We start from the raw sequence: 26,964 nt of genomic DNA on the forward strand, positions 1-26,964 counted from the left end.
CTGAAGACGCCGCCGTGCCCGTTTCAAGATCAACCACCCGATCAGCCTATTCCACGCTTCGCCCGGCATGGCTACGTTGAAGAACAGCCAGCTGCTGGTTTCTCTCGGCCGGCCAGGACACATCTGGGGAGTCTTGGCGACCGGCCGTTCCTTCATTCGACGAGTTCTCATCGCGCGCTTTGTGCGTCGTTTCGGCCGATCGACGTCGTCCGCGCGCCCATCCGACTCCGTCGATCATGACAATTTTGGGGATGAAATGCGACGTTCACTTGTTGTTTTCGCGACCGCGTTGACCTGCATGGCGGGAATGGCGGGCACTTCCAACGCCACCGAAGCCCAGAGTGCCTGGAGCTGTGACGGGGACGCGTGCATTCGCGTGGTCCCCGATGGCGGCGCGACGACCTTCGACATGCACGGCTGCAACCACAAGGTCTGCGTCAACGTCACCGGGAACTCTTCCAGCTACAAGACAAGCGGCTACTACAGCGGTTCCAACCGCTTTTACGGCCACGTCAATGTCTGGGGACCCGGCGGTATGTGGGTTGAAGGCAAGGACAGCGCTTATCCCGGCGTGGCGGGAGTCGGCCGGGGCTCCGGCCAGACCTGCGCCGAAGGCTGGGAATGGACGGGATCGGGTTACGTTTCCGTCGGGCTGCCCTGCCAAAACCTCTGATTAAAAGCTCGTGAGTGGTATTGCCGGTTCTAACCGGCAATACCACTCACGATCAGCCGGAGTGCGAGGCGAGGCGCTCTTCGCGGTCCGCCGTCACGAGCGCGTCGAGCACGCCGTCGAGGTCGCCGTCGAGCACCTGGTCGAGGTTGTAGGCCTTGTAGTTGACCCGGTGGTCGGCGATGCGGTTCTCGGCGAAGTTGTAGGTGCGGATGCGCTCCGAGCGGTCGACCGTGCGGACCTGCGAACGGCGGGCGTCCGAGGCCTTCGCGGCGGCCTCCTCCTCGGCGATGGCCTGCAGGCGGGCCTGCAGCACCAGCAGGGCGCGGGCGCGGTTCTGGATCTGCGACTTCTCGTTCTGGCAGGAGACGACGATGCCGGTCGGGAGGTGGGTGATCCGGACCGCGGAGTCGGTCGTGTTGACGCTCTGGCCGCCGGGGCCGGACGAGCGGAACACGTCGATGCGCAGGTCGTTGGGGTCGATCTCGACCTCGACGTCCTCGGGCTCCGGGTAGATCAGCACGCCGGACGCGGAGGTGTGGATGCGGCCCTGCGACTCGGTCGCGGGCACGCGCTGGACGCGGTGCACGCCGCCCTCGAACTTCAGGCGGGACCAGACGCCGTCGACGGCCGCGGCCTTGCTCTTGATCGAGACCGTGACGTCCTTGAAGCCGCCCAGGTCGGAGTCGGTCGAGTCGAGCACCTCGGCCTTCCAGCCGTGCCGCTCGGCGTAGCGCAGGTACATGCGCAGCAGGTCGCCCGCGAACAGCGCCGACTCCTCGCCGCCTTCACCGGACTTGATCTCCATGACGACGTCGGAGCCGTCGTACGGGTCGCGGGGCAGCAGGAGCTCAGTGAGCTTGGTCTCCAGCGCGGGGATGCGCGCGGCGATCTCCTCGGCCTCGGCGGCGAAGGTGGCGTCCTCCGCGGCGAACTCCTTGGCCGCGGCGAGGTCCTCGCGCGCCGTCTCGAGCTCGCCGACCGCCTTGACGATCGGGCTCAGCTCGGCGTAGCGGCGGCCCAGTTTGCGCGCGCGGCCCTGGTCGGCGTGCACACCCGGGTCGGCGAGCTGTTTCTCCAGGTCAGCGTGCTCTTCGAGCAGACCCTTGAGCGAAGTCGAATCCACCCTTTGTCACCTTTCTTCCTGACCACCGACACAAGCAAAACGGCGCCTACCCAGGAGTGGGTAGGCGCCGTCGAGCAAGCTACTTGGCTTCGTCGGCCTTCTTCGTCCGCTTGCCGTAGCGAGCCTCGAAGCGCGCGACCCGGCCACCGGTGTCCAGAATCTTCTGCTTGCCGGTGTAGAACGGGTGGCAGTTCGAGCAGACCTCGACGTGGATTTCGCCCGACGTCTTGGTGCTACGGGTGGAGAAGGTGTAGCCGCAGCCACAGGTCACATTGGTGACCACGTACTCGGGGTGAATACCGCTCTTCATGGTGTCCTCTCTCGTTGGCCGCCGGGTCCCCACTTTCCACGGGGTGAACCGGAGCCGGACTTCAGCGGGTCATTCTGCCAGACGCGCTGGCCACGACTGGAACGCGGGCCACCCCGCCGGTATTCCGTACAACCTCCGGGCGGCCCGCATGTACGGTTTTTGTACTCCCCGCCGAGAACCTGGCGTTGTTCGAAAATCACCGACAACGCACAGGAAGAAGGCGGTTGACGTGGCCCTCACCACTCAGACCCTGCTTTCCCGCATCGTCAAGCCCGCCACGGTGGCCGCGCTCGCCGTCTCGGCACTCGCCATCGCCCCGATCGCGGGCGCCACCACCCAGGCCGCGCCCCAGGGCGCCGAGATCACCGCCGCCGACATCAACCCGGCCGCGGGCACCTTCAGCACCGACGCCGAGTTCACCGTCCAGGGCGCTGGCGACGGCACCCCCGCGGGTGCGATCCAGTGGTACAAGAACCACCTGGGCAGCACCGCCTGGCAGGGCCTCTGCGAGAAGGCCGCCGAGAACGCCTACGGCACCACCGGCGTCTGGGCCTCCGCGAACGCGCACTGGAACGGCGCCAGCCCGAAGCACACCACCGGCACCCCGCCTGCGGGCTCGTTCGTGTACTGGAACATCAGCGCGTACGGCCACGTGGGCATCGCCGACGGCAACGGCGGCATCTACGCCACCAGCATCGGCGGCAAGATCGGCCACGCGTCGAGCGTGAACTACTTCAACAACTACCGGGGCTGGACCCCGGCGGCTCGCCCCCACCAGTGACCCGGCGCCCGTGAAACCCCGAAAGTGGCTTTCGTCAGATGAGACCTGACGAAAGCCACTTTCGGGGTTTCGGCCAGGTCCGAAAAACGCCCCGCCCGGAGATTTCCGGGCGGGGCGTTTTCCAGAAGTACTGAAACTCAGTCTTCGTCGTTCGAACCGAGAGCGGTCTTCGAGACCTGCATGAGGAACTCGATGTTCGTCTTGGTCTTGCGCAGCCGCGAGATCAGCAGGTCGATGGCCTGCTGCGAGTCGAGCGCGTGCAGCACCCGGTGCAGCTTGTGGGTGACGGCCAGCTCGTCCGGCGAGAGCAGCAGGTCTTCCTTGCGGGTGCCGGACGGGTTGACGTCCACCGCGGGGAACACGCGCCGCTCGGCGATCTTGCGGTCGAGCTTGAGCTCCGCGTTACCGGTGCCCTTGAACTCCTCGAAGATGACCGTGTCACCGGTGGAGCCGGTCTCGACCATCGCGGTGGCGAAGATCGTGAGCGAGCCACCGTTCTCGATGTTGCGCGCCGCGCCGAGGAACCGCTTCGGCGGGAAGAGCGCGGTCGAGTCGACACCACCGGACAGAATCCGGCCGGACGCCGGGGCCGCCAGGTTGTAGGCGCGGCCGAGGCGGGTGATCGAGTCGAGCAGGACGACCACGTCGAGGCCCATCTCGACCAGGCGCTTGGCCCGCTCGATGGACAGCTCGGCGACCGAGGTGTGGTCTGACGGCGGGCGGTCGAAGGTGGAGGCGATGACCTCGCCCTTCACCGACCGCTGCATGTCGGTGACCTCTTCCGGACGCTCGTCGACCAGGACGACCATCAGGTGGCACTCGGGGTTGTTCGTCGCGATGGCGTTCGCGATGTCCTGCATGATCGTGGTCTTACCGGCCTTCGGCGGCGACACGATCAGCGCGCGCTGTCCCTTGCCGACCGGCATCACCAGGTCGATGACGCGGGTGGTGAGCTTGTGCGACTCGGTCTCGAGGCGCAGGCGCTCGTTCGGGTACAGCGGGGTCAGCTTGGTGAAGTCGGGGCGGTTCTTCGCCTCGGACGACTCCAGGCCGTTGATCGAGTCGACGCGCACCAGCGGGTTGAACTTCTGCCGCTGCTGCTCGCCGTCACGCGGCTGGCGGACGACGCCGGTGATGGCGTCGCCGCGGCGCAGGCCGTACTTGCGGACCAGCGACAGCGAGACGTAGACGTCGTTCGGCCCGGCCAGGTAGCCCGAGGTGCGGACGAACGCGTAGTTGTCCAGCACGTCCAGGATGCCCGCGACGGGCAGCAGGACGTCGTCCTCGCGGATCTCGGTGTCGGGCGAGCCGCCCTCGACCCGGCCGCCGCCCGCGCCGCGGCGACGGCGGTCGCGGAAGCGGCGGCCCCTGCGGTCGCCACCGTCCTCGTCGTCGTCACCGGGGCGGTTGCCGCCCTGCTGGCCGCGCTCGGCCTGGTTCTGGTTGCGGTTGCCGCCGCGGTTGTCCTGCTGGTCGCGGTTGCGGCCGTCGCGGTTGCCCTGGCGGTCGTTCCGGTCGCCACGGTCGTTGCGGTCGTTCCGCTCGTTGCGGTCGTTACGGCGCTGCTGCTGCTCGCCCGAGCCGGAGCCCTGCTGCTCGCCACCGCGCTGCTGCTGGTCACGCTGCTGCTGGCCGCCGTCAGTGCTGCCCTGCGCGCGGTTGGAGCCGCGGCGGCGACGGCTGCGGCCGCCTTCCTCCGGGGCCTGCTGCTGGCCATCGGCCTGCGGTGCGCTCTCCTGCTGGGGAGCGGGCTCCTGAACCGGGGCCGGAGCCTCGGCGACCGGCTGCTTGGCGGGCTTCTCGGCCTTCTCGACCGGCTTCTCGGCCTTCGCCACGGCGGCCGCCTTCGGGGCCTTCGCGGCGGTCTTGCCCGCGTCGATCCCCTCCAGGGGCAGCGTTTCGGCCTCGGTGCTGCCGCGGCGCTTCGACTTGCCCTGGCGCTCACGGATGGCAGCGATCAGGTCTCCCTTGCGCATGCCCGTGGTTTCGCTCAGGCCCAGCTCACCGGCGAGCTGACGCAGCTCGGCGATGACCATGCCGGAAAGTCCCCCGGTGCGGCGCTTCGGTGCCGCGCTGCCATTGGCAGCCGCTGTTTCCACGTCGCCGCTCAAAAGATCGGTGTTGCTCACACATGTCCTTCCTGACCGATCCACGCCTCCAGTGGATCAGCGGACTGCCGTTCGCTCTGTGATTGCGAAACGACATTCATATTTCCCCAACGAACAGGGACCCGATGCAGGCGATCGCAGCCTAGACGTGCGCGTCGCGGCGAAAGCGCCACCAGCACGGGGGTTTACGTGCTCCAAATGGAGCACGCGAGATTCGTCACCGACCCCAGGAGCAACACGGAATCGAACCCGGGTGCGGAAACGCACGGTGATCGAACGCCCCCGAGGGTAGACCGCCCCCGGTCCAGGTGCAACAACCACCCCCCGCGTGGCGTGCGGGGTTACTGAGCCGCAACCTGCACACCGCGCGTGTCCACCGGTAGCTCGGTGACGTCGAAACCTTCAACACCGACCGTACGGGGCATTATTCCCTCGAGTGTGAGCGCCAGCACGGTCGGGCCCGCGCCGGAGATCGACGCGGCGACCCCGGAAGCCCGCAGCTCACGGACCAGACGGGCGCTCTCCGGGTAGGCCGAGGACCGGTAATCCTGGTGCAGGCGGTCCTCCGAGCCGGGCAGCAGCAGGTCCGTCCGCTCGGTGAGCGCGAGCACCGCCAGCGCGGCGCGCCCGACGTTGAAAGCGGCGTCCACGTGCGGCACATGCCCAGGTAGCAGGCCACGCGTGGCCTCGGTGGACGAGCGGACGGCCGGCACCGCCAGCAGCGGCCTGATCGACGGGTGCGCCGTCAACCTCTCGGCGTGGAAACGTTTACCTTCCGTCCACGCGAGCACGAGACCGCCATACAGGCTGGCGGCGACATTGTCAGCGTGACCTTCGAATTCCGCCGCGAGTTGAAGCGCGTCGTCGTTTAGTGGAACTTCGGCGATCGCGTACGCGGCGGCGATGCCGGTGACGACCGCGGCGGCCGACGAGCCGAGGCCGCGGGCGTGCGGGATCGCGTTGCGGCACACCAGGCGCAGGCCGGGGGTTTTCACCCCGAGGTGCTCACAGGTTCGCCTGATCGCGCGCACGACCAGGTGCGATTCGTCGCGCGGCACATCCTCGACACCGCCGGCGCCCGCGTCGATCACGTCGATGTCGAGCCCCTGCTCGGTGACCTCGACGTCGACGACGTCGTACAGGCCCAGCGCGAGCCCGAACGCGTCGAACCCCGGTCCCAGGTTGGCGCTCGAGGCCGGGACGGTCACCCGGAAGCTCATGACGTTGCCCCAAAGTGGCTTTCGTCAGATGTGATACCCCGAAAGTGGCTTTCGTCAGATAAGACCTGACGAAAGCCACTTTCGGGCAAAAAACGGGGGGTCATCGCAGGTCCAGGGCGGCGGCGACGGCTCCGGGGTCGACGGCGAGGGGTTCGACCTCGACGTTGCCCTCCAAGGCGGTGGCGGGGTCCTTGAGGCCGTGGCCGGTGACCGTGCAGACCACCGTGGAGCCCGCCGGGATGCGGCCGTCGGCGGCCGTGCGCAGCAGGCCTGCGACGCTGGTGGCCGAGGCTGGCTCGACGAAGACGCCCTCCTTGCGTGCCAGCAACCGGTACGCCTCAAGGATCTTCTCGTCGGTGACGGCGTCGAAGAGGCCGTCGGACTCGTCGCGCGCCTTGACCGCGGCGGTCCAGGAGGCCGGGCTGCCGATGCGGATCGCGGTCGCGATCGTGTCGGGTTCGGTCACCGGTTCACCAAGTACGAGCGGCGCCGCGCCCGCCGCCTGGAAACCGAACATCCGCGGCGTGTTCTTCACCACACCGTCATTCGCGTATTCGCGGTACCCGGCCCAGTAAGCCGTGATATTGCCCGCGTTGCCGACGGGCAGGCAGTGGAACTCCGGCGCTTCGCCGAGCACGTCGCAGATCTCGAACGCGGCGGTCTTCTGGCCCGCGATGCGCACCGGGTTGACCGAGTTGACGAGGGTGACAGGGTAGTCGGCGGCGGTCTTGCGCGCGAGCTCCAGGCAGTCGTCGAAGTTGCCGTCGACCTGGAGGATCCTGGCGCCGTGCAAGACCGCCTGGGCTAGTTTGCCCATCGCGATCTTGCCCTGCGGGACCAGGACGGCGCAGGTCAGCCCGGCACGCGCGGCGTACGCGGCCGCCGAGGCCGACGTGTTGCCGGTGGACGCGCAGATGACCGCCTGCAGGCCGCTCGCCAGCGCGTGCGTGATCGCCACGGTCATCCCGCGGTCCTTGAACGAGCCCGTCGGGTTCGCGCCCTCGACCTTCAAGTACACCGAGCAGCCGGTCAGCTCGGACAGGTGCGGCGCGGGCAGCAGCGGCGTGTTGCCCTCCCCCAGCGTGACGACCTTCGCGCCGTCGGGGATCGGGATCCGTCCGGGGTAGGCCTCGATGATGCCGGGCCAAGCTTGCGTCGTCACTGGTCTTCGCCTTCCACCCGCATCACGCTGACAACCTCGTGCACCACATCGAGTTTGGCGATCTGGTCCACAGTGGACTTGAGGGCCGCGTCCGTCGCCAGGTGGGTGATCACGACCAGGCTGGCCGACCCCTTGGAATCGCTCTGCCGCACCGCGGCGATGCTGACGCCGTGGTCGGCGAACACCTGCGCCACCTGCGCGAGCACACCAGCCACGTCGGCGACGTAGAGGCTCAGGTGATACCGCGTCGGCGTCTGGCCCATCGGGCGCACCGGCAGCGCGGCGTGCGCCGACTCGCGCGGGCCACGCCCGCCGAGCACCAGATTCCTTGCCACGGCAACGAGATCGCCGAGCACCGCGCTCGCGGTCGGTGCGCCGCCTGCGCCTTGGCCGTAGAACATCAGCTCACCGGCCGCGTCGGCTTCGACGTACACCGCGTTGAACGCGCCGTTCACGCCGGAAAGCTGATGCGACAACGGGATCATCACCGGGTGCACGCGCACCGCGACCGACTCGACGCCGTCTTCGTCGGTGACGCGCTCGCAGATGCAGAGCAGCTTGACCGTCCGGCCGAGCGACCGTGCCGCCGCGATGTCCGACGCGGTGACGTCCGCGATGCCCTCGCGGTGCACGTCCGCGGCGGTGACCCGGGTGTGGAACGCGAGGGACGCGAGGATCGCGGCCTTCGAGGCGGCGTCGTAGCCGTCTACGTCCGCGGTCGGGTCCGCCTCGGCGTACCCGAGCCTGCTGGCCTCGTCGAGCGTCTCGGCGTACCCGGCGCCCGTCGCGTCCATCGCCGAGAGGATGAAGTTGGTGGTGCCGTTGACGATGCCCATCACCCGGGTGATGCGGTCACCGGCGAGCGACTCGCGCAGCGGCCGCAGCAACGGGATCGCACCGGCGACGGCGGCCTCGAAGTACAGGTCCACACCGGACGCGTCGGCGGCTTCGAACAGCTCGGCCGAGTGGTCCGCGAGCAGCGCTTTGTTCGCCGTGACAACGGATTTCCCGGCTTTGAGCGCGTCGAGCAGCCAGCCGCGCACCGGCTCGATGCCGCCGACCAGCTCGACGACCACGTCGACGTCGTCACGCGTGACGAGCCCGGTGACGTCGGCGGTGAGCAGCTCCTGCGGCAGCTCGGGGTGCTTGTCGGGGCGCCGCACGGCGATACCGGCGATCTCCAGGCGCGCGCCCGCGCGCGCGGCCAGCTCACCGGCCTGCTCGGTGAGCAGGCGGGCGACCTCACCGCCGACCGTCCCGCAGCCGAGCAGTGCGACTCTGACCGTGTCCTTGGGGTCCTTTGTGGACAAGACCTACACCTCCAGGCGCAGCATGTCGTCTGTGGTCTCACGCCGCAGCAGCAGCCGGGCGCTGCCATTGCGGACGGCGACCACGGCTGGGCGCGGCTGCCGGTTGTAGTTGCTCGCCATCGAGTAGCAGTACGCGCCGGTCGCCGCGACCGCCAGCAGGTCGCCGGGAGCCAGCGTGTCGGGCAGCCAGCAGTCTCGTACGACGATGTCGCCGGATTCACAGTGTTTTCCCACGACCCGGGAAAGCGCGGCGGTGGCGGGCGTCGTGCCGCCGTCGTCGCTCGAGCGCGAGACGAGGCGGCAGTCGTAGACGGCGTCGTAGAGCGACGTGCGGATGTTGTCGCTCATGCCGCCGTCGACGCTGACGTACCGGCGCGCCTTGTGGTCGCCGAGCGTGACGTCCTTGGTGGTGCCGACCTCGTAGAGCGTGATCGTGCCGGGACCGGCGATGGCGCGGCCGGGCTCGCCCGCGATCTTGGGCACCGGAAGTCCGGCGTACGAGCATTCCTTGCGGACGATCTCCCGGATCTGGGTGATCATCTGCGCGGGCGGCGGCGGATTGTCCTTTTCGGTGTAGGCGATACCGAAACCACCACCGAGGTCCACAATGGACATCTGCTCGAGCAGCGCGTCGCCGTGTTCCTTGGCGAGCTCGGCGAGCAGGCCGACTACGCGGCGCGCGGCCACCTCGAAGCCGTCGGCGTCGAAGATCTGCGAGCCGATGTGGCTGTGCAGGCCGATGAGCTTGAGCGAGGGCGCGTTGAGCGTGCGGCGCACGGCCTCGGCCGCGTCACCGGAAGCCAGCGAGAAGCCGAACTTCTGGTCCTCGTGCGCGGTCGCGATGAACTCGTGGGTGTGCGCCTCGACGCCGACCGTCACGCGAATGAGCACCGGCTGGACGACCTCGCGCTTGGCGGCGACCTCGGCCAGCCGCGCGATCTCGTAGTACGAGTCGAGCACGATGGTGCCGACGCCGGCGTCGACCGCCATTTCCAGCTCTTCGATCGACTTGTTGTTGCCGTGCAACGTGATCCGCTCCGGCGGGAACTCCGCGCGCTGCGCGACCGACAGCTCGCCGCCGCTGCAGACGTCGAGGCTCAGGCCCTGCGCGGCGACCCAGCGGGCGATCTCCACCGACAGGAACGCCTTGGACGCGTAGTGCACGAGCGACGGGTCGTCGAAGGCCTCGGCGTACTCGGCGCAGCGCGACTTGAAGTCGGCCTCGTCGACGACGAACAGCGGCGTGCCGTAGGTCTCGGCGAGCTCGCGGACGTCGACGCCGGCGATCCGGACGACACCGTCCGGCGCGCGATACGTGTTGCGGGGCCAGACTTTCGGGTACAGGTGGTCGAGTTCGGCGGCACTGGTCGGCGGGAACCCGGACGCGTCGGCGTGCGGGTAGACGTCGGCGTGACGCGGGCCTGCGGGGTGGGCCATTTCTTGTTACATCCGTTCCGGGGCAGAGACACCGAGCAGGGAAAGACCGTTGGCGAGCACCTGTCGGGTGGCTTCGCACAGCACGAGCCGGGCGTGGTTCTGAGGGGTCGCCTCGTCGTCGCCCTGCGGCAAGATCTTCAGTTCCCTGACCGCGAAGACCCTGTGGAAGGCTCCGGCCAGCTCTTCCAGATAGCGCGCGACCCGGTGCGGTTCACGCAGCTCGGCGGCTTTCCTGAGGATCTTCGGGAATTCTCCGATGGTGCGAATCAGCTCACCTTCGCGCTGGTGCGTGAGCAAGCCCAAGTCGGCGTTGGGGTCGAGTTTGAGGCCGAGGTCGGCCGCGTTGCGCTGCAGCGACGAGAGCCGGGCGTGCGCGTACTGCACGTAGTAGACCGGATTGTCGTTGGAGTGCTTGCGAAGCAGGTCGAGGTCGACGTCCAAGGCGGAATCGACCGAGTAGCGGATCAGCTCGTACCGCGCGGCGTCCACACCGACGGCCCCGACCAGGTCTTCCATGGTGATGACGGTGCCCGCACGCTTGCTCATCCGGACCGGCTTGCCCTCGCTGACGAGGTTCACCATCTGGCCGATGAGCACCTCGACGACGGCCGGGTCGTCGCCGAACGCGGCAGCGGCGGCCTTGAGACGCGCGATGTAGCCGTGGTGGTCGGCGCCGAGCATGTAGATGCACAGGTCGAAGCCGCGGCTGCGCTTGTCGTGGAAATAGGCGATGTCACCGGCGATGTAGGCCGGATTGCCGTCGCCCTTGATGACGACGCGGTCCTTGTCGTCGCCGTAGTCGGACGAGCGCAGCCACCAGGCGCCGTCTTCTTCGTAGAGCTTGCCGTTGTCCTTGAGCTCCGCGACGAGCCTGGCGACCTCGCCGTTCTCGTGCAGGGAGTTCTCGTGGAAGTAGACGTCGAAATCGGTGCCGAAGTCGTGCAGGCTCTGCTTGATCTCGGCGAACATCAGGTCGATGCCGATCCGGCGGAACGTCTCCTGGCACTCGGCCTCGGGCAGCGAGAGCGCGCTCGGCTCCTGGCGGATGACCTCGGCGGCGATGTCGGAGATGTAGCCGCCCGCGTAGCCGTCCTCGGGAGCGGGCTCGCCCTTGGCGGCGGCGATGAGCGAGCGGGCGAACCGGTCGATCTGCGCGCCGTGGTCGTTGAAGTAGTACTCGCGGGTCACCGCGGCGCCCTGCGCGCTCAGCATGCGGCCGAGCGCGTCGCCGACGGCGGCCCAGCGGGTGCCGCCGAGGTGGATCGGGCCGGTCGGGTTCGCCGAGACGAACTCGAGGTTGATCTTGGTGCCCGCCAGCGCGTCGCCGAGGCCGTAGCCGTCACCGGCGGAGAGGACCTGGCTGATGACCTCGCCCTGGGCGTCCGCGGCGAGGCGGAGGTTCAGGAAGCCGGGGCCCGCGACGTCGGCCGCGTCGATGCCGTCGGCGCCCGCCAGCACCGCGGCCAGCTCGACGGCGAACTCACGCGGGTTCATCCCGGCCTTCTTGCCCACCTGCATCGCCAGGTTGGTCGCGTAGTCTCCGTGCTCGGGGTTGCGCGGGCGCTCGATCGTCACCTGCTCGGGCAGGATGGCGTCATCGATGCCTCGTGCGGCGAGAACCTGCACGGCGGAACTGCGGACCAGGTCGGCGAGAGCTGCGGGAGTCACCTGCGGAATTCTATGGGTGTGGGTTGACCGGCCAAGACAAGGGTGGAGGCGGACCGGGTGCGCGTGATTCCGATCATCATCGGCGCGACGTTGCTGGTGACCGGGTGTTCGACCGCGATCGCGGGCAAGGCGCAGCCGGATCCGGCCGCGGACTTCGTGCCGAGCGCGGCGGACAGGGATCCGTCCAAGCGGATACCCGGTGTGGTGACGGAGAAGGCCGAGGGCGTGCACGTGCTGCCGGGGCAGCGGGTCGCCTACGACCACCTCCCGCCCTTCGGCGGCAAGCACGACCCCGTCTGGGCGGCGTGCAACGGCGCCGTCTACGCCAAGGCCGTGCGCACCGAGCACATGGTGCACGCGCTGGAGCACGGCGCGGTCTGGATCGCCTACAACCCCGACCAGGTCTCGGGCGGCGCGCTCGACCAGCTGAAGGCCCGCGTCGACGGCAAGCCGTACATGCTGCTTTCGCCGTACCCCGGTCTCGACAAGCCGGTCTCGCTGCAGTCGTGGGAGCACCAGCTCAAGGTCGACACGGTGGACGACCCGCGCATCGGGCAGTTCATCGTCGCGCTGCGGACGAACCCGAACACGTATTTCGAGGTGGGAGCCCCTTGTGACAGCCCCCAGTTCGACATCGACAACCCGCCGCCGTTCGACCCGGCGCCACCGGGAGCGGATGCCGTACCGCCGAAGTGATATGGGGCTTCTTCACAGGCACCTCGCAGGCCGTGCCTAAACTGGCCTGCGGCAGACACTGACCTGAAGAGAACGCGGGAGCCATGGCTAACGGGGCAACTAAGAAGAACACGCCTAAGAAGGTTGTTAAGGCGACCCGCAGTTCCGTCGTGTCCAAGAAGGGCGTGCCGTGGGGCACGATCATCGCGGTCGTCGGCGTGATCGCGCTGGCAGGCGCGGTGCTCGGCTACTACCTCGTGCAGTCCGCGCCCAAGCGTGACCAGAAGGCACGCGAGGAGGCCGCGGCGGCGTTCGCGCCGACCAAGGACAACCCCGACCCCTCCGCCAAGATCGAGGGCGTCATCAAGAAGGACTACAAGGGCACCGTGCACGTGCTGCCGACCGAGCGCGTCGCGTACGACCAGACGCCCGCCTTCGGTGGCCCGCACGACCAGTCGTGGGCCGCGTGCACCGGCGTCGTCTACCCGAAGGCCGTGCGCACCGAGAACATGGTCCACGGGCTCGAGCACGGCGCGGTCTGGATCGCGTACAACCCCGACCAGGTCTCCGGCGACGCGCTCAAGGCGCTCGAGGTCCGCGTCCAGGGCAAGCCGTTCACCATGCTTTCGCCGTACCCCGGCCTCGACAAGCCGATCTCGCTGCAGTCGTGGGGTCACCAGCTGAAGCTCGACAAGACCGACGACGCGCGCATCGACCAGTTCGTCGCCGCGCTGCGCAGCAACCCGAACACCTACCCCGAGGTCGGCGCGACCTGCGACAACCCGCAGTTCGACATCGACAACCCGCCGCCGTTCGACCCGTCGAAGCCCGGCCCCGACGCCAAGCCGATGGACTACGCGGGCTCGCAGGGCGCCCAGGGTGAGAACGGCCAGCCGCCGTCCTCGCCTGCCGCGCCGCCCGCCACGTCCTCGTCCGCTCCGGCTGGTCAGTGACCTCGCTGGAGGAGCACACCGAGGAGTCATCACCCGAGCGGCCCGCGTGGTCCCGGGTGGTGATCATCGGCGGCGCCCTGCTCGCGGTGCTGCTGGTCGGCGTCAGCATCGGTGTGTTCCTGTCCAACGTGCTCGGCGGCCCTGCCGACTCGACGCCGGACGCCGGGTCGATCGAGGTCGGCTTCGCGCAGGACATGTCGGTGCACCACCTGCAGGCGGTCACCATGGCCAACTGGGCCCGCGACAACTCGACGGACGGCGCGGTCAAGCAGCTCGCGTTCGACATCGAGACCTCGCAGACCGAGCAGGTCGGCCGCATGAAGGGCTGGCTGATGCTCTGGGACAAGCCGGAGCAGGCGACCGGCGCGTACATGACCTGGATGACCGAGCCGATGGCCGGGCACCAGCACGGCGCCCCGGTCACGGCCGGTGACGCGGTGATGCCGGGCATGGCGACGTCGGCGGAGCTGGCTCGGCTGCGGTCGTTGAAGGGCCAGGAGATGGACGTCTACTTCCTGCAGCTGATGCTCCGGCATCACCAGGGCGGCACGTCGATGGCCCAGTACGCGAAGGACCACTCGAAGAACAACGCGGTCCAGCTCCTGACGTCGAGCATCCTCAAGGCCCAGGGCGCCGAAATGACCCTGATGACCCAGATGCTGGCGGCCAAGGGCGCCCAGCCCCTCCCCGCCTCCTAACCCCGGTCAAAAAAATCCCAATGTGGCTTTCGTCAGCTTTGGTCTGACGAAAGCCACATTGGCGGCGTGGAAGCTGACCAATGCCACATTGGGATTTTTTTGGCGGTCTACCAGGGGAGCTGCTCGCAGCGCTTGGCGCATTGGGGGGCCTCGACTTGCAGGGTCGCGTGCTCGATCGAGTAGCGCGAAGACAGCAGGTTCTGCGCGGCCGTGAGGACCGTCGACTGCTCGGCCTCCGTGCTCACCGTCAGGTGCGCCGACGCGACCTCCATGCCCGACGTCAACGTCCAGACGTGCAGGTCGTGGACGTCGTCGACACCCGGCAGCGCGGCCAGCTCGGCGCTGATCTCGCCGACGTCGACGCCCTGGGGCGCGTGCTGGAACAGGATCCGCAGCGCGCGCCTGGCGAGCGCGTACGTGCGCGGCAGCACGAACAGGCCGATCGCGACACCGATGATCGGGTCCGCGTAGCGCCAGCCGGTGAGCAGCGTCAGCGCGCCGCTGATCAGCACGCCGACCGAGCCGATCAGGTCGGCCAGCACCTCGAGGTACGCACCGCGGACGTTGATGCTCTCCTCGGCGCCCGAGCGCAGCAGCGCGAACGAGACCAGATTGGCGATGAGACCGGCCGTGGCCGCGAGCAGCACCGGCAGGCCGGGCACCTCGGGCGGGTCGCTGATCCGGCCGATGGCCTCGAACAGCACGTAGCCGGCGACGCCGAACAGCAGGATCGCGTTGCCGAGCGCGGCCAGCACCTCGGCGCGGTAGAGGCCGAACGTGCGGCTGAACGTGGCCTTGGAGCGGCGCGCGACCATGATCGCGGCGAGCGCCATGCCGACGCCGAGCACGTCGGTGAACATGTGCGCGGCGTCCGAGATCAGCGCCAGCGACGAGGTCGCGAAGCCCACCACGAACTCGAGGACCATGAAGGTGGCGCCCACCAGCAGCGAGATCGTCAACGCCCTCAGGTGGCGGCCGGACGCGCTCTCCCCCGCCGCGATCGCCTGGCCATGACCGTGCCCGTGTCCCATTCCACGCCTTCCTGTGCTCACCTCGCCAGACCGAATATATAGTCGCATGCGCATATGTGCAATACAGGTGAGCCTAAGTTCTCCCCCTCATCGGAAAGGTAACGTGGAAGACGCGGACCCCGTTATCCCCCAACCGAGCCTTCTCGGACTGCGGGAAGTAATCAGCGGGCCGCCCACTCCTCGCGGGTGATCGCATACTCGACTTCGCCGTGTTCCGTGCCCGGAATCGGGTCAGGCCAGTCGAGATGAAAGTTCTTCACGAATCGGAGCCCGCATTTCTCCATCACGCGCCGCGAACCGGCGTTGATCGCCATGGTCTGCGCGTAGACGCGGCGCACGCCGAACTCGGTGAACCCCTTGTCGATGAGGGCACGCGAGCCTTCACTGCCATAACCCTTGCCCCAGGCGGACTTGCGCAGCCGGTAGCCGAGCTCGACGTCGTCCGGCGCGTCGGAAGGCTGTGGCCGGAAGTGAAACCAGCCGAGGAATTCCCCGGTCGCCTTCTCGATCGCGGCCCAGAAGCCGTAGCCGTCGAAGCGGTCGTAGTAGCTCAAAAAGGCGGGCAGATAGTCATCTCGGATTTCTTCGAGCGACGTCGGCTTGCCCCCGGTGAGGTAGCGCATGACCTCCGGGTCGCCGTCGAGTCCGACCAGGTTGTCGACGTCACCGGAGGTGAAGCGACGCAGCACAAGCCGTTCCGTCTCCAGGAAAATGTGCACCCGTCCCCCTAATCGACCATGCGCTCCAGCAAGTCGCGCAGCTTCACGCGGTCGCCGGGCGTCAGCGCGGCCAGCGGCTCCGCGGCGAAACTCAGCGACCGCCGGAAGTTCCCGGCGAGCTCACGGCCCGTCTCGGTGGCGACGATGTTCTTGATGCGGCGGTCCCGCGTGTCCGCGTGCCGCTCGACCAGCCCGCGCGCTTCCAGCCGGTCAATGATGCCGGTCACGTTCGACCGTTCGGAACCGAGTTTTTCGGCGATGCGGTGCATTGGCATCGGCTCAGCGAGCGCGGCGAGCACCTTGGCCTGCACGGTCGTGAGGTCCTGCGCACCGGCGGCGGACTCGTAGTCCTTGGTGAACCGCTCCACGATGCGCGCCAGCAGCGCGATCACCTCACCGGTGACCTTGTCCTCCGTCATGACACCGAGTGTAGGCCACTAGTTGACTACATGAACCATCCATGGTTATAGTCATTTCGTTCACTCCATGAACCATCATCGACATGAAGGACTTTTCATGACCCGCGTCGCACTGATCACCGGCACCTCTTCGGGCATCGGCCTCGCCGCCGCCGTCCAGGCCGCGAAGGCCGGTTACCGCACGGTCGCCACCATGCGCGACCTCTCCCGCGCCGGAAAGCTCCGCGCCGCGGCGGCCGAAGCGGGCGTCGAGCTCGACATCCGCGCCCTCGACGTCACCGAGGACCCGTCAGCGGTGGTCGCGGCCGTCCTCGCCGACCACGGCCGCATCGACGTGCTGGTCAACAACGCGGGCGCGGGCCACGTCGGCACGGTCGAGCAGGACAGCGTCGAGAACTTCCGCAAGACGATGGAGGTCAACTTCTTCGGCGTCGTCCAGCTGACCAAGCTCGTCATGCCCGCGCTGCGCGCCACCGGCGGCAGGCTGATCACGGTCACCAGCGTCGGCGGCATCGTCGGCCAGCCGTTCAACGAGGCCTACTGCGCCGCGAAGTTCGCCGTCGAAGGCATGATGGAAAGCCTCGCCCCGCTCGCCGAGAGCCACGGCGTCAAGGTCAGCGTGATCGAGCCGGGCGCCGTCGCCACGGAGTTCGTGAACAACGTCGGCCTGGACCTGGAAACCGCCATCGCGGCCGCCGGCCCGTACGGCGACCAGTTCCGCAACTACGTCTCGCGCACCATGCAGTCCTTCTCAGCCGCCCAGACCCCGGACGAGGTCGCCGAGGTGATCCTCAAGGCCATGACCGACGAGTCGCCCGCGTTCCGCATCCAGACCTCGCAGTGGGCCGAGGGCTTCACCGGCCTCAAACTCGCTGATCAGGACGGTTCGGCCGTGCAGAAGCTCACCGGCGGATGGGTGGCGTGACGCCTTAGGGAAACCGCCGTGCACCCCGAACGGGGCATAGGCTAGGCTTCTTCCAAGTCGCACGGCGATATGTCGCACGGCGACCGCGCCCTCGTAGCTCAGGGGATAGAGCACTGCCCTCCGGAGGCAGGTGTCGCAGGTTCGAATCCTGCCGAGGGCACAGCAACGGCCGGTACTCGAAAGCATCTTCAAGGTGCGAGTACCGGCCTTTTTGATTTCTCCCCGCCGGTCCGCCACGGCGGAAATACCGGCAGCGAGCGGCCGAAGTGCCCTCGCCGAACGGCTGGAGATTTCGGAGATTTCCCTTAGGTGGTACCGAAAAATGGGGTCGCCGATAATCTTGGAGGTGCGCTCGATCACGGGTCGATCGGGTCCATCGAGAGGGGAATTCTCATGTCACGTGTCAGCAGAGCGGGTCTGGCCATGGCCAGTGCGGTCGCCGGGCTGGCGCTGGCCACCGCGCCCGCGCAGGCCGCCACACAGAGCGTTACCCAGACGCAGATCAACCAGTGCGGCTGGCTGCCCATCCCGGCGGGCTGGATCGACACCGGCCACTTCTACAGCGGGGCGTGCGGCAGCTCGATCACGCTCAACACCTTCGTGCTCGTCCAGGGCTCCAGTGTGCCGGTCGGCTCGCAGCTCACCATGTGCGCGACGACCCAGTACCAGCCGCCCGCCGGGTGGAACATCGTCTCCGGCCTGTTCAACCAGCCGAGCTGCGCGACGTTTTCGCCCACATTGGACAAGAACGCCTACCGCGTGCAGCGCTTTTCCTGACCGGGTCATGCCGGACGGATGAGGCGGCTTTCGTAGGCGAAGATCACGGCCTGGATCCGGTCGCGGAGTTCGAGCTTGTGCAGGATCCTGCCCAGGTGGGACTTCACGGTCGCCTCCGCGAGATGCAGGGTGGCGGCGATCTCGGCGTTGGACAGGCCAGAACCCACCTGGACGAGCACCTCGCGCTCGCGGGCGCTGAGCCTGCTCAGCCGCTCATCGCGGGCGGTGGTGACGGCGTCGGGGAGGTGCGGGCGGAATCGCTCCAGCAGGCGTCGGGTGATGCGCGGGGAGACCACCGCGTTGCCCGCGGCCACGGTGCGGATCGCGGTGAGCAGCTCCTCGGGCCTGGTGTTCTTCAGCAGGAAGCCCGAGGCTCCGGCTTTCAGCCCGGCGAAGGCGTACTCGTCCAGGTCGAAGGTGGTGAGGATGAGCACTCTGGTCCGCGGGCAGGTCCGGATGATCTCCCGGGTCGCCTCGATGCCGTCGGTTCCCGGCATGCGAACGTCCATGAGGACGACATCGGGGCGCAGGTCGGTGGCGAGACGGATGGCGTCGGCGCCGTTTTCGGCCTCGCCGACCGTCGCCAGGTCCGGTTGGGCCTCCAGGACCATGCTGAACGCCATGCGCAGCAGCGCCTCGTCGTCGGCGATGAGCACGCGGATCGTCATGCCGGATCACCGAACACCAGGCGGGTGTGCACGCCCCAGCCGCCACCGGGCAGTGGTCCGGCGCGCAATTTCCCGCCGTAGACGGCTGAACGCTCACGCATGCCGGTGATGCCGTGGCCTGCGGCAGTGGCGCGGGGAGCTGGGCCGGTGTCAGTGATGTCCACGGTGACGGTCTCGGCCGTGCACTCGATCCGGACGTGCGCCCGGGTGCCGACGGGCGCGTGCTTGAGGGTGTTGGTCAGGGCTTCCTGCACCAGGCGGTAGACGGTCAGTTGCGCGATCGCGGGTATGTGCGCGTGGCCGCCGTCGATGTCGAGGCCGGTCGGCAGCCCGGCGGCGCGCATCTGGCCGGTGAGGGCCTCGAGCTGCGCGATTCCGGGCAGCGGGTGGCGTGCCGCGTCCGGTTCGTCGGTGCGCAGGACGCCGAGCGAACGCCGCATGTCGGTCAGCGCCTGCCTGCCCGTTTCGGAGACCTGGAGCATCGCGGTGGTGGCCTTGCCAGGCGACCGGTGCTGCGCGGAGACGGCGGCGTCGGTGAGCGCGACCATGACGGACAGGTTGTGGGTGACGATGTCGTGCATCTCCCTGGTGATCCGGGCCCTTTCCTCGGCTATGGCCCGTTCCCGCTGGGCGGCGAAGCAGGCGCGCGTGGTCCGGACGTTCATGCCGAGTACGGCCGCGGCGACGACCATCGCGGTGAGCGCGGCGAACAGGGTCAGGAAGGCACCGTCCGTGGTCCAGCGCAGGCAAGCCAGGACGGCCCCGAGCTCCACAATGGCGCCGGCGACCAGGGTCACGCGCCTGCCCGAGTTCGCGGCCACCGTGTAGAGGGCCACCAGCAGCGCGATGGCCGCGGGCAGCTGCACGTTCACCAGCCACTGGACGAAGGCCGCGGCCGTCACAACGGCGAACACCGTGAGCGGGGCACGGCGCCGCCACACCAGTGGCAGCGCGAGTGCGGCGGTGAGGGCTGCGGCCACCGGCAGCTCCGCGGGCGGCCACGTGATCAGGACGTGGAGCAGGAGAAGCGCGGGGAGCAGCGAGTCCCACAGCCGCTCCGTCGTCACAGGGTGATCATAAGTCGCCTGCCCGCCTCACACATGAGTCCGCCGTCTGATCACGGCGAGCCGGATTGCGACCACAGGATGAGTCCCGGTACCTCCCGCGGTCGTAATCCGGCCGCTAGTCCCGGGTGTTCGATTACCACTGGAGACGGCTTGGGGATCGCGACCGGGGAGCGATGTGGCCGCACGGGTCCGGCGCCGAACATGGCCAGGTGACCGAGATCATCACGGGACTGAACCTGTCCACGCTGGAAGTCCTGACGTCGCTCAGCGCCGTCGTGCTGGTGGTGGCGCGCTGGCTTCCCGCCGCCGCCCGCCCACACGTCACCATCGCGGCAGGAGCCGTGTTCCTGCTGTCCGCGATCACGCTCGGCGTGACAGGGATCCGCTGGCAGATGCTGCCGGTGCTGGCGGGCGCCGTCGTCGCGGCGCCGTTCGCCCTCTTCCCGCTGGTGCGAAGCCGTGCGCGGCGGGCCCGCTGGTGGCTTGCGTTGCCGGGATCGGTGGCCTGCGTCGGCCTGATCACCATGGGCCCCGTGACCGCGTGGGCGTTTCCCGTCCCCGTCTTCCCCGAGCTCACCGGCGGCCTCGCGGTCGGCACCCGCGTGCTGCAGTGGACCGACCCGGACCGGCCCGAGACCTTCACCCCCGATCCCGGAGACCGGCGCACGGTCGTGGCCCAGCTCTGGTACCCCGCACGGCCCGGCCCGGCGGACGCACCCCATGCCCAGTACCTCGGACGCACGGAGGACGAAGCACACACCGTCTCCTCGGCACTCGCCGCGGGCGTCGGCCTGCCGGGTTTCCTGTTCGACGGTGTCCCGCTCGCCCGTACCCACGCGACTCCCGACGCACCAGTGGCCGAGTCGGGAGGACGCTTCCCGATGGTGCTGTTCTCGCCGGGGTCCAGCGGCGTGCGCACCCAAAACACCGCGTGGGCGGAGGAAATCGCCAGCCACGGCTACGTGGTTGCCGCGCTCGACCACCCGTACGACTCAGCCGCGGTCGTGCTCGCCGACGGCCGGACGATCACCACCGCGACCGTCTCCAGCGGCGACCGGGACACCGACGACAGGCTGGGCGACGACTGGACGGCGATCCGCGCCGCCGACCTCGGCTTCGTGCTGACCAGGCTGGAGGGCCTCGACCGAGGCGGCGACGCGCTGACCGGGCGTCTGGACACCGGCCGGGTCGCCGTGACCGGTCACTCCATGGGTGGCGCGGCCGCGTTGCAGGCCGCCAGGCAGGACAAGCGGTTCGACGCCGTCATCGATCTGGACGGCTACCCTCGCGGTCCCCTGTCGCCTGCCCTCGACCAGCCGACGCTCGCGCTCACCCAGGCCATCACCCCGGACACCGATCCGCGCTACCTGCCTCAGCTCACCGAGGTGCTCACTCGCGGCACGGCGACGAACTACCGGCTCACCATCCCCGGCGCCGCGCACCTCACCTTCATGGACGGCCCCTTGTATCTGCCGCCGGTGCCCTCGATCGTCGGCTCACTGGGGCGCGCCGAGAGCCCGCGTGTCGTCGCCGCCACCACGCTCGCTTTCCTGGATTCCTTACTACGCAACGGATCCAGCGACTTGACCAGCGCTCTGTCGAGCTATGGCGAGCTCAGCGTGTTTCGCCATGGGAACGGCCGCTGACCAGCTCGTCGTGAGGTAGTCGCCGCAGGGCCCTGATCAGCTCATACTTACACAATACCCCTTGACTCATGGGGTATTGTGTAAGTATGAGCTGATCAGAGGGGTTACGATGGAGCGACTGCCGGGCTGGTTGTCAGTGCGAGAAGCCGCGTCCAGGCTGGAGGTCGCGCCTGAACACGTCTACGAACTCATCGCGGCGGGGCGCCTGGAGGCGGTTCAGCCAGGACGTGAGCTGCTGGTGCGTTCAGACTCGGTGTGGCACCGGACTCATGTGGTCCGGCCGCAAGCCGGACGCCCGTGGTCGCCACGGATGGCCTGGGCGGTCATGTGGCAGATGTCGGGTCTGCGGCCGACTTGGCTCTCCTCCTCCGAACAGGTACGCGCACAAAGGTACGTTCGGCGCCCGCCGGAGCAATGGCCGCGGCTGCTGTCAGCACGCGCGCAAAAACACGAGGCACTAATGCTTCCTGCCGCGCTTAAGAAGCTTCTTAACCGCAAAGCCGTCTGCGTCGGGGGTTTGGAAGCCGGAGTAGCTCATGGCGCTCAACTGGTCTCCGATGAAAATCATCGACGCGAACTGTATGTCTCACCAAAGATCTTCGACGAGCTGCGCGGCGCTCGCGGCATCCGATGGAATTCCGAAGCACCCAATGTCACTTTCCGAGTGGTGCCCGGTCCCATCGTTGATCAGGTCACGCTGCCGGACATCGCTCCTCCGGCCGTGGCGGCGGCGGACCTGCTGGACACCGGCGACGAACGCTCGACGCAAGCCGCCAAAGAACTTTTGAGGCGGGCGGCTATCCTTCGTCGATGATCGTTTCTCGCTGGCCAAAACTGCCTGTGCTCGGCACAGCCGAGTTGCCGCGGCTGGCCGGTGGAGTGGATACGTTCTTGTGGCCGGGATTGATGACATTGGCAGCACATCTTCCACCGGCACATGTCGTTATCGGTGGCGTAATGGTCCATTTGCACGGCGCGGTCGCAGGAAGCACTCCCAGGCGTGTCACCAGCGATGTCGACGTGCTGTTCGATCTGGCCATCGCTCCGGAGTGTCTGCGAGATGCCGTCAGCGTACTCAAAGGACTTGCCTACAAAGTCGATCCCGCCAGCCCGGAAGGCGCCACCCATCGATATCACGGCCCAGCAGGCGAGACCGTTGACATTCTGGCTCCGGCGGGGCTGAAACCGAAGCCAGACCTCACCACTACACCGCCTGGGCGGACGATCGAGGTTTTCGGCGGCCAGCGCGCGCTGCGTAACAGGGTGCTGGTCGAAGTCCACTACGAAGATCGCGGTGCGCTGGTTCCCATACCCGATCTTTCCCACGCAATCGGCATCAAGTGCTGTGCATTCCAGGACGAGAGCCGGCAACGCCCGGCTCGCTCCTTCACGTCACGTCATCTCCAGGACATCGCGTTTCTGACCAGCCTCCTCGAAGACCCTGACGAATTCGAAAGCCGGACCTCCGGTCAACTGGGCGATCTTCTCGAAGCGGCATCGCCTTTGGATGATCGGGAACATTCCGCATGGCGAACGGTCACCGATGCGGCAAGTGCGCACCTCATGTGGGAGACACTGCGACAACGGTGAAGCTACGCGACCTTTGACGGTGTCGAACGCATTCCGACGAAGGCGCGGGCCGCGATGAAATACGGCCGGGCTTGCTCGCGGAACTCCTCGGGTGAGCGGAAGCCGCGGTCGAGTACGTGGGTCACCAATTCCGCGGTTCCCCACAGCTCGCCGAACGTCTTGTCCAGCTCGGCCGAGGGAATGTCGCCGGGGTGGAAGTTCGGGTTGAGCTGAATCGCCTGGCTGGTCAAGCCGAGCAGCCTCGCGCTCTGGTCGGCCAATTCGGCCAGATCGGGCGGGAACTCGTCGTAGACCAGGCGGCCTGAACGGCGGCGGAAAGTGCGGACGAGGACGCGAGTGGCGAGAGCGTCCTGGTCGAGGGTCGCCAGTTCGTCGGCGGACAGGATGCCGCGGCGGACGAGTTCTTCCGGGGGAAGGGCTTCCTGCCACGCTGGGTCGCCGACCTCGGGGTACTCGGGGGTGAGGTTGGCGAGGACGTGCGCGGTGTGGCGGTCCGGGAAATCGGGAAGGAAGAGCTGGGCGAAGGCGAGGACCTGGCGCAGGGTCGGGCCTGCCGGGTCGGAGGTGGCCGGGGTGTGCTGGAGGCTCCACTCCTTGCGCCACGTCGTGAGCGGGACGTCGACGGTCGCGGGCGGAGTCACGGTCCCTGCGAGCAGGTCGTGGATCGCGGCCTCGGCGTCGAGGCGCTTGATGTCGCCGAGGCGGTCGCTGTGCAGCTCGGACAGGGCGAGGCGCATCTGGTCGGCCAGGCCTTGCTTGGCCGCGGCCGCCTGGAGTGCGCCGTTCGTGCGGGTGCTGAAATGCAGTGAGCGGGCCAGGTCGACGACGGCGTCGGCGTCGGCCTGGTCCAGCCGGCCTGCGGAGACCAGGCGGTCGGTGACGCTGATGATGCTCACCAAGGCCTGGGTGAAGGCGCGGTAGCCGACGTCGGCGTCGCCGTGGGTGAGTGCCACGTCGGCGTCCGAGATGAGCCTGCCGTCGCGGTACCAGCCGAAGACCGTGCCGACGCCGGTCATGCCGTGGCCCTGGTGCTCGGTGGCGCGCAGTGCGCCGAGGCTCGCCGTTCCGTAAATGGGGACGCCCGCCGCGTGCAGTGCGAGGATCTCCTTGTGGCGCACCGGGGCCGTGTGCTGGTAAATGCCGTCGACGATGAGGACGGAGTCGCCCTCGTTCAGCTTGAGACGGTAGAGGTCGCCGTGCGCGATCGGGGGATGGGCGCAGACGCCGTCGAGTTCCAGCACGGCGGAACCGGACAGGGAGGGTCCGGCGAAGACGTGGATCGTCTGGGTGTCAGGCATGCGCCGGCTTCCTGTCTTCCGGGTCGGGGTAGCGGGGCAGGTCCTCGCTCGCCTCGTGGAGCTTTTCGGGCAGGCCGGGCACGACCACCTTACAGACGGCGAAAGGCTCGCCGGGTGGGCTCATGTCGACGCGCAGCACCGGGCGGCCGGACATGATGCTCACCTGGGCGGCCAGCCAGGCCAGCACTTCGGCGCTGGGCACGTCCGGGCCCAGGGCGGGCGGGGAAATGGCGTCCCAGGTGTGGTTCGGCTCGACGGTCACCGGCGCCACGGGGTAGCGGACGCCGCGGTAGGCGCTGATGCCGATGTCCTCACGAGCTCCGCTGATCACCGACATGCGGCTCTGGACCGACTCGGTCAGTGCGCGCTGGACGGCGATCTCGGGCAGGAAGTGGCTCCCGGATCCGGCGTAGAGGCCGGGCATGTCGGGACTCCAGACGAAGGTCGCGAACGTCGACACACCCGGCACGGTGGAGCAGTCGACGACCTCCACCCAGAAGTCGAGATCGTGCAGATGCTCGATGAGATCACGGCTCCAGCAGGCGGGCATGGTCTCCAGATCCAGCACTTTCCGTTGCCGGATGGACGTTTTCGCCATGCCCGCGGTCGAGAACCGCTCGATGACCTCGAGCAGCGCGTGGATCGTGGCTTCCGCGAGGTTGTTGCCGCTGGCCAGCCCATTGGCCGAACAGAACTGCGTTGGCGGGCGCCACGTCCCGTCCGCGATGCCGTCCATGGCGACCGCGCGGAGCGGGACGAAGGTCGGCGACCCGTCGCCCAGAGCCACGGCGGGCACCCACTTCAGCGGGAAGCGATCGGAGATGACCGATCGGTCCGTGGGCGTGATCTCCGTTGTGGCGTAGGGGAGATCGAGATCCGCGGCCAGTGCGACGAAGGCGTCGGGAGTGGTGAAATACCGCTCACAGACGGACATCTCGATGGATTCCATGACCGCCGACAGCCGCGCCAGCAGCGGGGTGGCGCCCTTGCCCTGGCTCACCCCCACCGTGGTGGCGAGCGGCCGGACGGCCATGAACACCGGCATGCCGACGATGTCTAGCCCGGTCAGCTCGGCGACCCTGGTGATGCCATAGGCACCCAGCCGGGGCCGCACGAGCTCCCAGGTGTCCTCAGGAGAACGGTCCCGCAACGTGCCGGGGAGTACGACCGGGCCACCGCTCGGCGCGACCTGAGTAACCATCATTGTCCATTCCTGTGAGCGACGGGGGAATTCCGTGCGTCAGGCGACCGCGCCTTCGTTCTCCGCGACCGCGCTTCCCGAGTCTGCCGCTTCGGCGGGCCGGGACTTCTTCCGGAACAACACCGCGGCGAGCAGACCGGTCACGACGGCGATACCGGCGCCGATCGTCAGAGCCGTGTCCATGCCGTCGGTGAGCGAGGTGAGGGCGTCGTTCCCGCGCTCGGCCGACCGTGCGGTGGACATCGCGGCGATCGAGCTGAGCACCGCCAGGCCGATGGCGCCACCGAGCTGCTGGGTGACGTTCACCAAGCCGGAAGCCAGGCCCGCGCTGCTCGCCGGCGCTTCGGCGGTCGCGGCGATCATCAGTGCGACGACGCTGAGCACGGCGCCGATCGCGGTGACGGTCAGCGGACCGAACACGTCGGCGAAGTAATTGCCGCCCACCTCCGCCTGCGCCAGCCAGTACAGCCCGGCCGCGGCGATGATGCTGCCGACGGTCGCCGGGATGCGGAACCCGATCTTGCTGACCAGGTTGCCGACATGCGTGCCCAGCAAGGTGAAGCACAGCGCGGCGGGCATCTGGGCCAGGCCTGCCTGCAGCGGCGTGAAGCCGAGAACGTGCTGCACGTACAGAGTGAGCAGGAAGAACATCGGCATGACCGCGCCCTGGGTGAGCAAGGTGAGGCCGTTGCCATTGCGCAGTGACGCGATACGGAAGATGCCCAGCGAGATGAGCGGGTTGCTGCTGCGCGACTCGATCACCACGAACGCGGCGAGCAGGACGACGGCGCCGGCGAACAGGCCGAGCGTCTGCGCGCTGCCCCAGCCACTGGTGCCGGCATTGAACAACGCGTACACCGTCAGCGAAACACCGCCGGTGACGGTGACGGCGCCTGCGAGGTCGAACGAGGTGTGGCTCGGGTCCTTCGCCTCGGGCAGCAGGCGCGGGGCCAGCAGCACGACGACGGCGACGATCGGCAGGTTGACCCAGAACACCGACTGCCAGCCGAACCATTCGGTGAGCAGGCCACCGAAGACGTAGCCGGTCGCGGCGCCCGCGGCGGCCACGGAACCCCAGACACCGAGCGCCTTGTTGCGTTCCTTCTCCCCCGTGAACAGGGTCATGACCAACGCGAGCGCGGCGGGCGAGACCAGCGCCGCGCCGATCCCCTGGACCACGCGGGCGATGATCAGCCACAGCGGGGCGGTGGAGAGCGCGCCGGCGAGCGACCCGACCGCGAACAGCGCCAAACCGGCGATGAAGATGCGGCGGCGGCCCAGAATGTCACTGGCACGGCCGCCGAGCAGCAGCAGGCCGCCGAACGCGAGCGCGTAGGCGTTGGTGACCCAAGGCAGGCTTTCCTGGGAGAACCCGACCTTCTCCATCGAGGGGGCGGCGATGATCACGATCGCGGTATCCACGACGAGTACGAACTGGGTCATGGCCAACAGCACCAGTGCGAGCCACTGCCGGGTGGGTGCGGGTGGTGACGTCATCGTATCTC

26 protein-coding genes and 1 tRNA gene are annotated in these 26,964 nt (G+C 68.3%); 11 read left to right on the forward strand and 16 right to left on the reverse strand.

All coding sequences use genetic code 11. The features are described 5' to 3' along the window. Positions 1–67: 67 nt before the first annotated feature. Positions 68–673 carry a hypothetical protein gene (locus BLV57_RS42840; protein WP_143047069.1) on the forward strand — a complete coding sequence of 202 codons (606 nt, stop codon included), beginning with the start codon at positions 68–70 and terminating at the stop codon, positions 671–673. A gap of 52 nt (positions 674–725) precedes the next feature. Here the strand turns inward: BLV57_RS42840 and prfA are convergent, their stop codons facing one another. Together prfA and rpmE are read right to left on the reverse strand one after the other, a co-directional pair. Next, positions 726–1,796, reverse strand: a complete 1,071-nt coding sequence (gene prfA, locus BLV57_RS16060) for a peptide chain release factor 1 (protein WP_091289544.1) — start codon at positions 1,794–1,796, stop codon at positions 726–728. Positions 1,797–1,875: 79 nt separating this feature from the next. Then, entirely contained in the window at positions 1,876–2,106 is a 231-nt protein-coding gene (rpmE, locus tag BLV57_RS16065) for a 50S ribosomal protein L31 (protein WP_091289545.1), read from the reverse strand. A gap of 229 nt (positions 2,107–2,335) precedes the next feature. On the opposite strand from rpmE, the gene BLV57_RS16070 reads away from it, so the two are divergent. Then, on the forward strand, positions 2,336–2,887 hold the full coding sequence (locus BLV57_RS16070; protein ID WP_091289546.1) for a CHAP domain-containing protein: 552 nt from the start codon (positions 2,336–2,338) through the stop codon (positions 2,885–2,887). Positions 2,888–3,024: 137 nt separating this feature from the next. Here BLV57_RS16070 and rho read toward each other — a convergent pair whose 3' ends face one another. From rho to argS, 6 genes are all read right to left on the reverse strand, one after another. Next, positions 3,025–5,016 (reverse strand): transcription termination factor Rho, encoded by a 1,992-nt coding sequence (gene rho / locus BLV57_RS16075; RefSeq protein WP_091289547.1) that lies wholly within the window; start codon positions 5,014–5,016, stop codon positions 3,025–3,027. Positions 5,017–5,336: 320 nt separating this feature from the next. Then, positions 5,337–6,215: a homoserine kinase gene (gene thrB, locus BLV57_RS16080; RefSeq protein ID WP_091289548.1), complete on the reverse strand. Its 879-nt coding sequence runs from the start codon at positions 6,213–6,215 to the stop codon at positions 5,337–5,339. Between the two features lie 100 nt (positions 6,216–6,315). Beyond that, positions 6,316–7,377 (reverse strand): threonine synthase, encoded by a 1,062-nt coding sequence (thrC, locus tag BLV57_RS16085; RefSeq protein ID WP_091289549.1) that lies wholly within the window; start codon positions 7,375–7,377, stop codon positions 6,316–6,318. Beyond that, positions 7,374–8,687: a homoserine dehydrogenase gene (locus BLV57_RS16090; protein WP_091289550.1), complete on the reverse strand. Its 1,314-nt coding sequence runs from the start codon at positions 8,685–8,687 to the stop codon at positions 7,374–7,376. Before BLV57_RS16090 ends, thrC begins: the two co-directional genes overlap by 4 nt. A 3-nt stretch (positions 8,688–8,690) precedes the next feature. Further along, positions 8,691–10,124, reverse strand: a complete 1,434-nt coding sequence (gene lysA, locus BLV57_RS16095; protein ID WP_091289551.1) for a diaminopimelate decarboxylase — start codon at positions 10,122–10,124, stop codon at positions 8,691–8,693. 6 nt (positions 10,125–10,130) lie between these two features. Then, positions 10,131–11,792: an arginine--tRNA ligase gene (gene argS, locus BLV57_RS16100; RefSeq protein ID WP_091289552.1), complete on the reverse strand. Its 1,662-nt coding sequence runs from the start codon at positions 11,790–11,792 to the stop codon at positions 10,131–10,133. Positions 11,793–11,855: 63 nt separating this feature from the next. Here argS and BLV57_RS16105 point away from each other — a divergent pair, with 63 nt between their 5' ends. The 3 genes from BLV57_RS16105 (at position 11,856) to BLV57_RS16115 (ending at position 14,118) form a co-directional block, all read left to right on the forward strand. After that, positions 11,856–12,488: a thioredoxin-like domain-containing protein gene (locus BLV57_RS16105; RefSeq protein WP_245757390.1), complete on the forward strand. Its 633-nt coding sequence runs from the start codon at positions 11,856–11,858 to the stop codon at positions 12,486–12,488. Between the two features lie 83 nt (positions 12,489–12,571). Continuing rightward, positions 12,572–13,420 carry a thioredoxin-like domain-containing protein gene (locus BLV57_RS16110; RefSeq protein ID WP_091289554.1) on the forward strand — a complete coding sequence of 283 codons (849 nt, stop codon included), beginning with the start codon at positions 12,572–12,574 and terminating at the stop codon, positions 13,418–13,420. A gap of 5 nt (positions 13,421–13,425) precedes the next feature. Continuing rightward, a complete protein-coding gene (locus tag BLV57_RS16115) occupies positions 13,426–14,118 on the forward strand; it encodes a DUF305 domain-containing protein (protein WP_425426006.1) in 693 nt (230 codons plus the stop codon). A gap of 107 nt (positions 14,119–14,225) precedes the next feature. Here the strand turns inward: BLV57_RS16115 and BLV57_RS16120 are convergent, their stop codons facing one another. The 3 genes from BLV57_RS16120 to BLV57_RS16130 all read right to left on the reverse strand — a co-directional run bounded on the left by BLV57_RS16120 (position 14,226) and on the right by BLV57_RS16130 (position 16,287). Beyond that, positions 14,226–15,149 (reverse strand): cation diffusion facilitator family transporter, encoded by a 924-nt coding sequence (locus tag BLV57_RS16120; RefSeq protein ID WP_091289556.1) that lies wholly within the window; start codon positions 15,147–15,149, stop codon positions 14,226–14,228. A gap of 161 nt (positions 15,150–15,310) precedes the next feature. Further along, entirely contained in the window at positions 15,311–15,868 is a 558-nt protein-coding gene (locus BLV57_RS16125; RefSeq protein ID WP_091289557.1) for a GNAT family N-acetyltransferase, read from the reverse strand. An 8-nt stretch (positions 15,869–15,876) separates the two neighbouring features. Continuing rightward, positions 15,877–16,287: a MarR family winged helix-turn-helix transcriptional regulator gene (locus tag BLV57_RS16130; protein ID WP_091289558.1), complete on the reverse strand. Its 411-nt coding sequence runs from the start codon at positions 16,285–16,287 to the stop codon at positions 15,877–15,879. A 97-nt stretch (positions 16,288–16,384) separates the two neighbouring features. Here BLV57_RS16130 and BLV57_RS16135 point away from each other — a divergent pair, with 97 nt between their 5' ends. The 3 genes from BLV57_RS16135 to BLV57_RS16145 all read left to right on the forward strand — a co-directional run bounded on the left by BLV57_RS16135 (position 16,385) and on the right by BLV57_RS16145 (position 17,989). Next, a complete protein-coding gene (locus BLV57_RS16135) occupies positions 16,385–17,212 on the forward strand; it encodes an SDR family NAD(P)-dependent oxidoreductase (RefSeq protein ID WP_091289559.1) in 828 nt (275 codons plus the stop codon). A gap of 87 nt (positions 17,213–17,299) precedes the next feature. Beyond that, positions 17,300–17,372, forward strand: a tRNA-Arg gene (locus tag BLV57_RS16140). Between the two features lie 233 nt (positions 17,373–17,605). Continuing rightward, complete coding sequence (locus tag BLV57_RS16145) at positions 17,606–17,989, forward strand: hypothetical protein (RefSeq protein ID WP_143047070.1); 384 nt, start codon at positions 17,606–17,608, stop codon at positions 17,987–17,989. Positions 17,990–17,994: 5 nt separating this feature from the next. Here BLV57_RS16145 and BLV57_RS16150 read toward each other — a convergent pair whose 3' ends face one another. Both BLV57_RS16150 and BLV57_RS16155 read right to left on the reverse strand, forming a co-directional pair. Continuing rightward, positions 17,995–18,657: a response regulator transcription factor gene (locus tag BLV57_RS16150; RefSeq protein ID WP_091289561.1), complete on the reverse strand. Its 663-nt coding sequence runs from the start codon at positions 18,655–18,657 to the stop codon at positions 17,995–17,997. Next, positions 18,654–19,724 carry a sensor histidine kinase gene (locus tag BLV57_RS16155; RefSeq protein WP_091289562.1) on the reverse strand — a complete coding sequence of 357 codons (1,071 nt, stop codon included), beginning with the start codon at positions 19,722–19,724 and terminating at the stop codon, positions 18,654–18,656. Before BLV57_RS16155 ends, BLV57_RS16150 begins: the two co-directional genes overlap by 4 nt. A gap of 209 nt (positions 19,725–19,933) precedes the next feature. Here BLV57_RS16155 and BLV57_RS16160 point away from each other — a divergent pair, with 209 nt between their 5' ends. The 3 genes from BLV57_RS16160 (at position 19,934) to BLV57_RS42845 (ending at position 22,960) form a co-directional block, all read left to right on the forward strand. Next, the gene (locus BLV57_RS16160) at positions 19,934–21,370 is read left to right on the forward strand and encodes an alpha/beta hydrolase family protein (RefSeq protein WP_245757344.1); all 1,437 of its coding nucleotides are present in this window, start codon (positions 19,934–19,936) and stop codon (positions 21,368–21,370) included. Between the two features lie 109 nt (positions 21,371–21,479). After that, positions 21,480–22,184, forward strand: a complete 705-nt coding sequence (locus tag BLV57_RS16165) for an excisionase family DNA-binding protein (RefSeq protein WP_091289564.1) — start codon at positions 21,480–21,482, stop codon at positions 22,182–22,184. Next, entirely contained in the window at positions 22,181–22,960 is a 780-nt protein-coding gene (locus BLV57_RS42845; RefSeq protein ID WP_143047071.1) for a hypothetical protein, read from the forward strand. Before BLV57_RS16165 ends, BLV57_RS42845 begins: the two co-directional genes overlap by 4 nt. A 2-nt stretch (positions 22,961–22,962) precedes the next feature. Here the strand turns inward: BLV57_RS42845 and BLV57_RS16170 are convergent, their stop codons facing one another. From BLV57_RS16170 to BLV57_RS16180, 3 genes are read right to left on the reverse strand one after another with little or no spacing between them, the layout of a single operon-like run. Next, the gene (locus BLV57_RS16170) at positions 22,963–24,258 is read right to left on the reverse strand and encodes a TfuA-like protein (RefSeq protein ID WP_091289565.1); all 1,296 of its coding nucleotides are present in this window, start codon (positions 24,256–24,258) and stop codon (positions 22,963–22,965) included. After that, on the reverse strand, positions 24,251–25,462 hold the full coding sequence (locus BLV57_RS16175; RefSeq protein ID WP_091289566.1) for a YcaO-like family protein: 1,212 nt from the start codon (positions 25,460–25,462) through the stop codon (positions 24,251–24,253). The genes BLV57_RS16170 and BLV57_RS16175 overlap by 8 nt, the downstream gene beginning before the upstream one ends. 36 nt (positions 25,463–25,498) lie before the next feature. Then, a complete protein-coding gene (locus BLV57_RS16180; protein ID WP_091289567.1) occupies positions 25,499–26,956 on the reverse strand; it encodes an MFS transporter in 1,458 nt (485 codons plus the stop codon). Positions 26,957–26,964: the final 8 nt, after the last annotated feature.

Origin of the sequence: Amycolatopsis xylanica, from assembly GCF_900107045.1 — a bacterium.
Taxonomy (GTDB): Bacteria; Actinomycetota; Actinomycetes; order Mycobacteriales; family Pseudonocardiaceae; genus Amycolatopsis; species Amycolatopsis xylanica.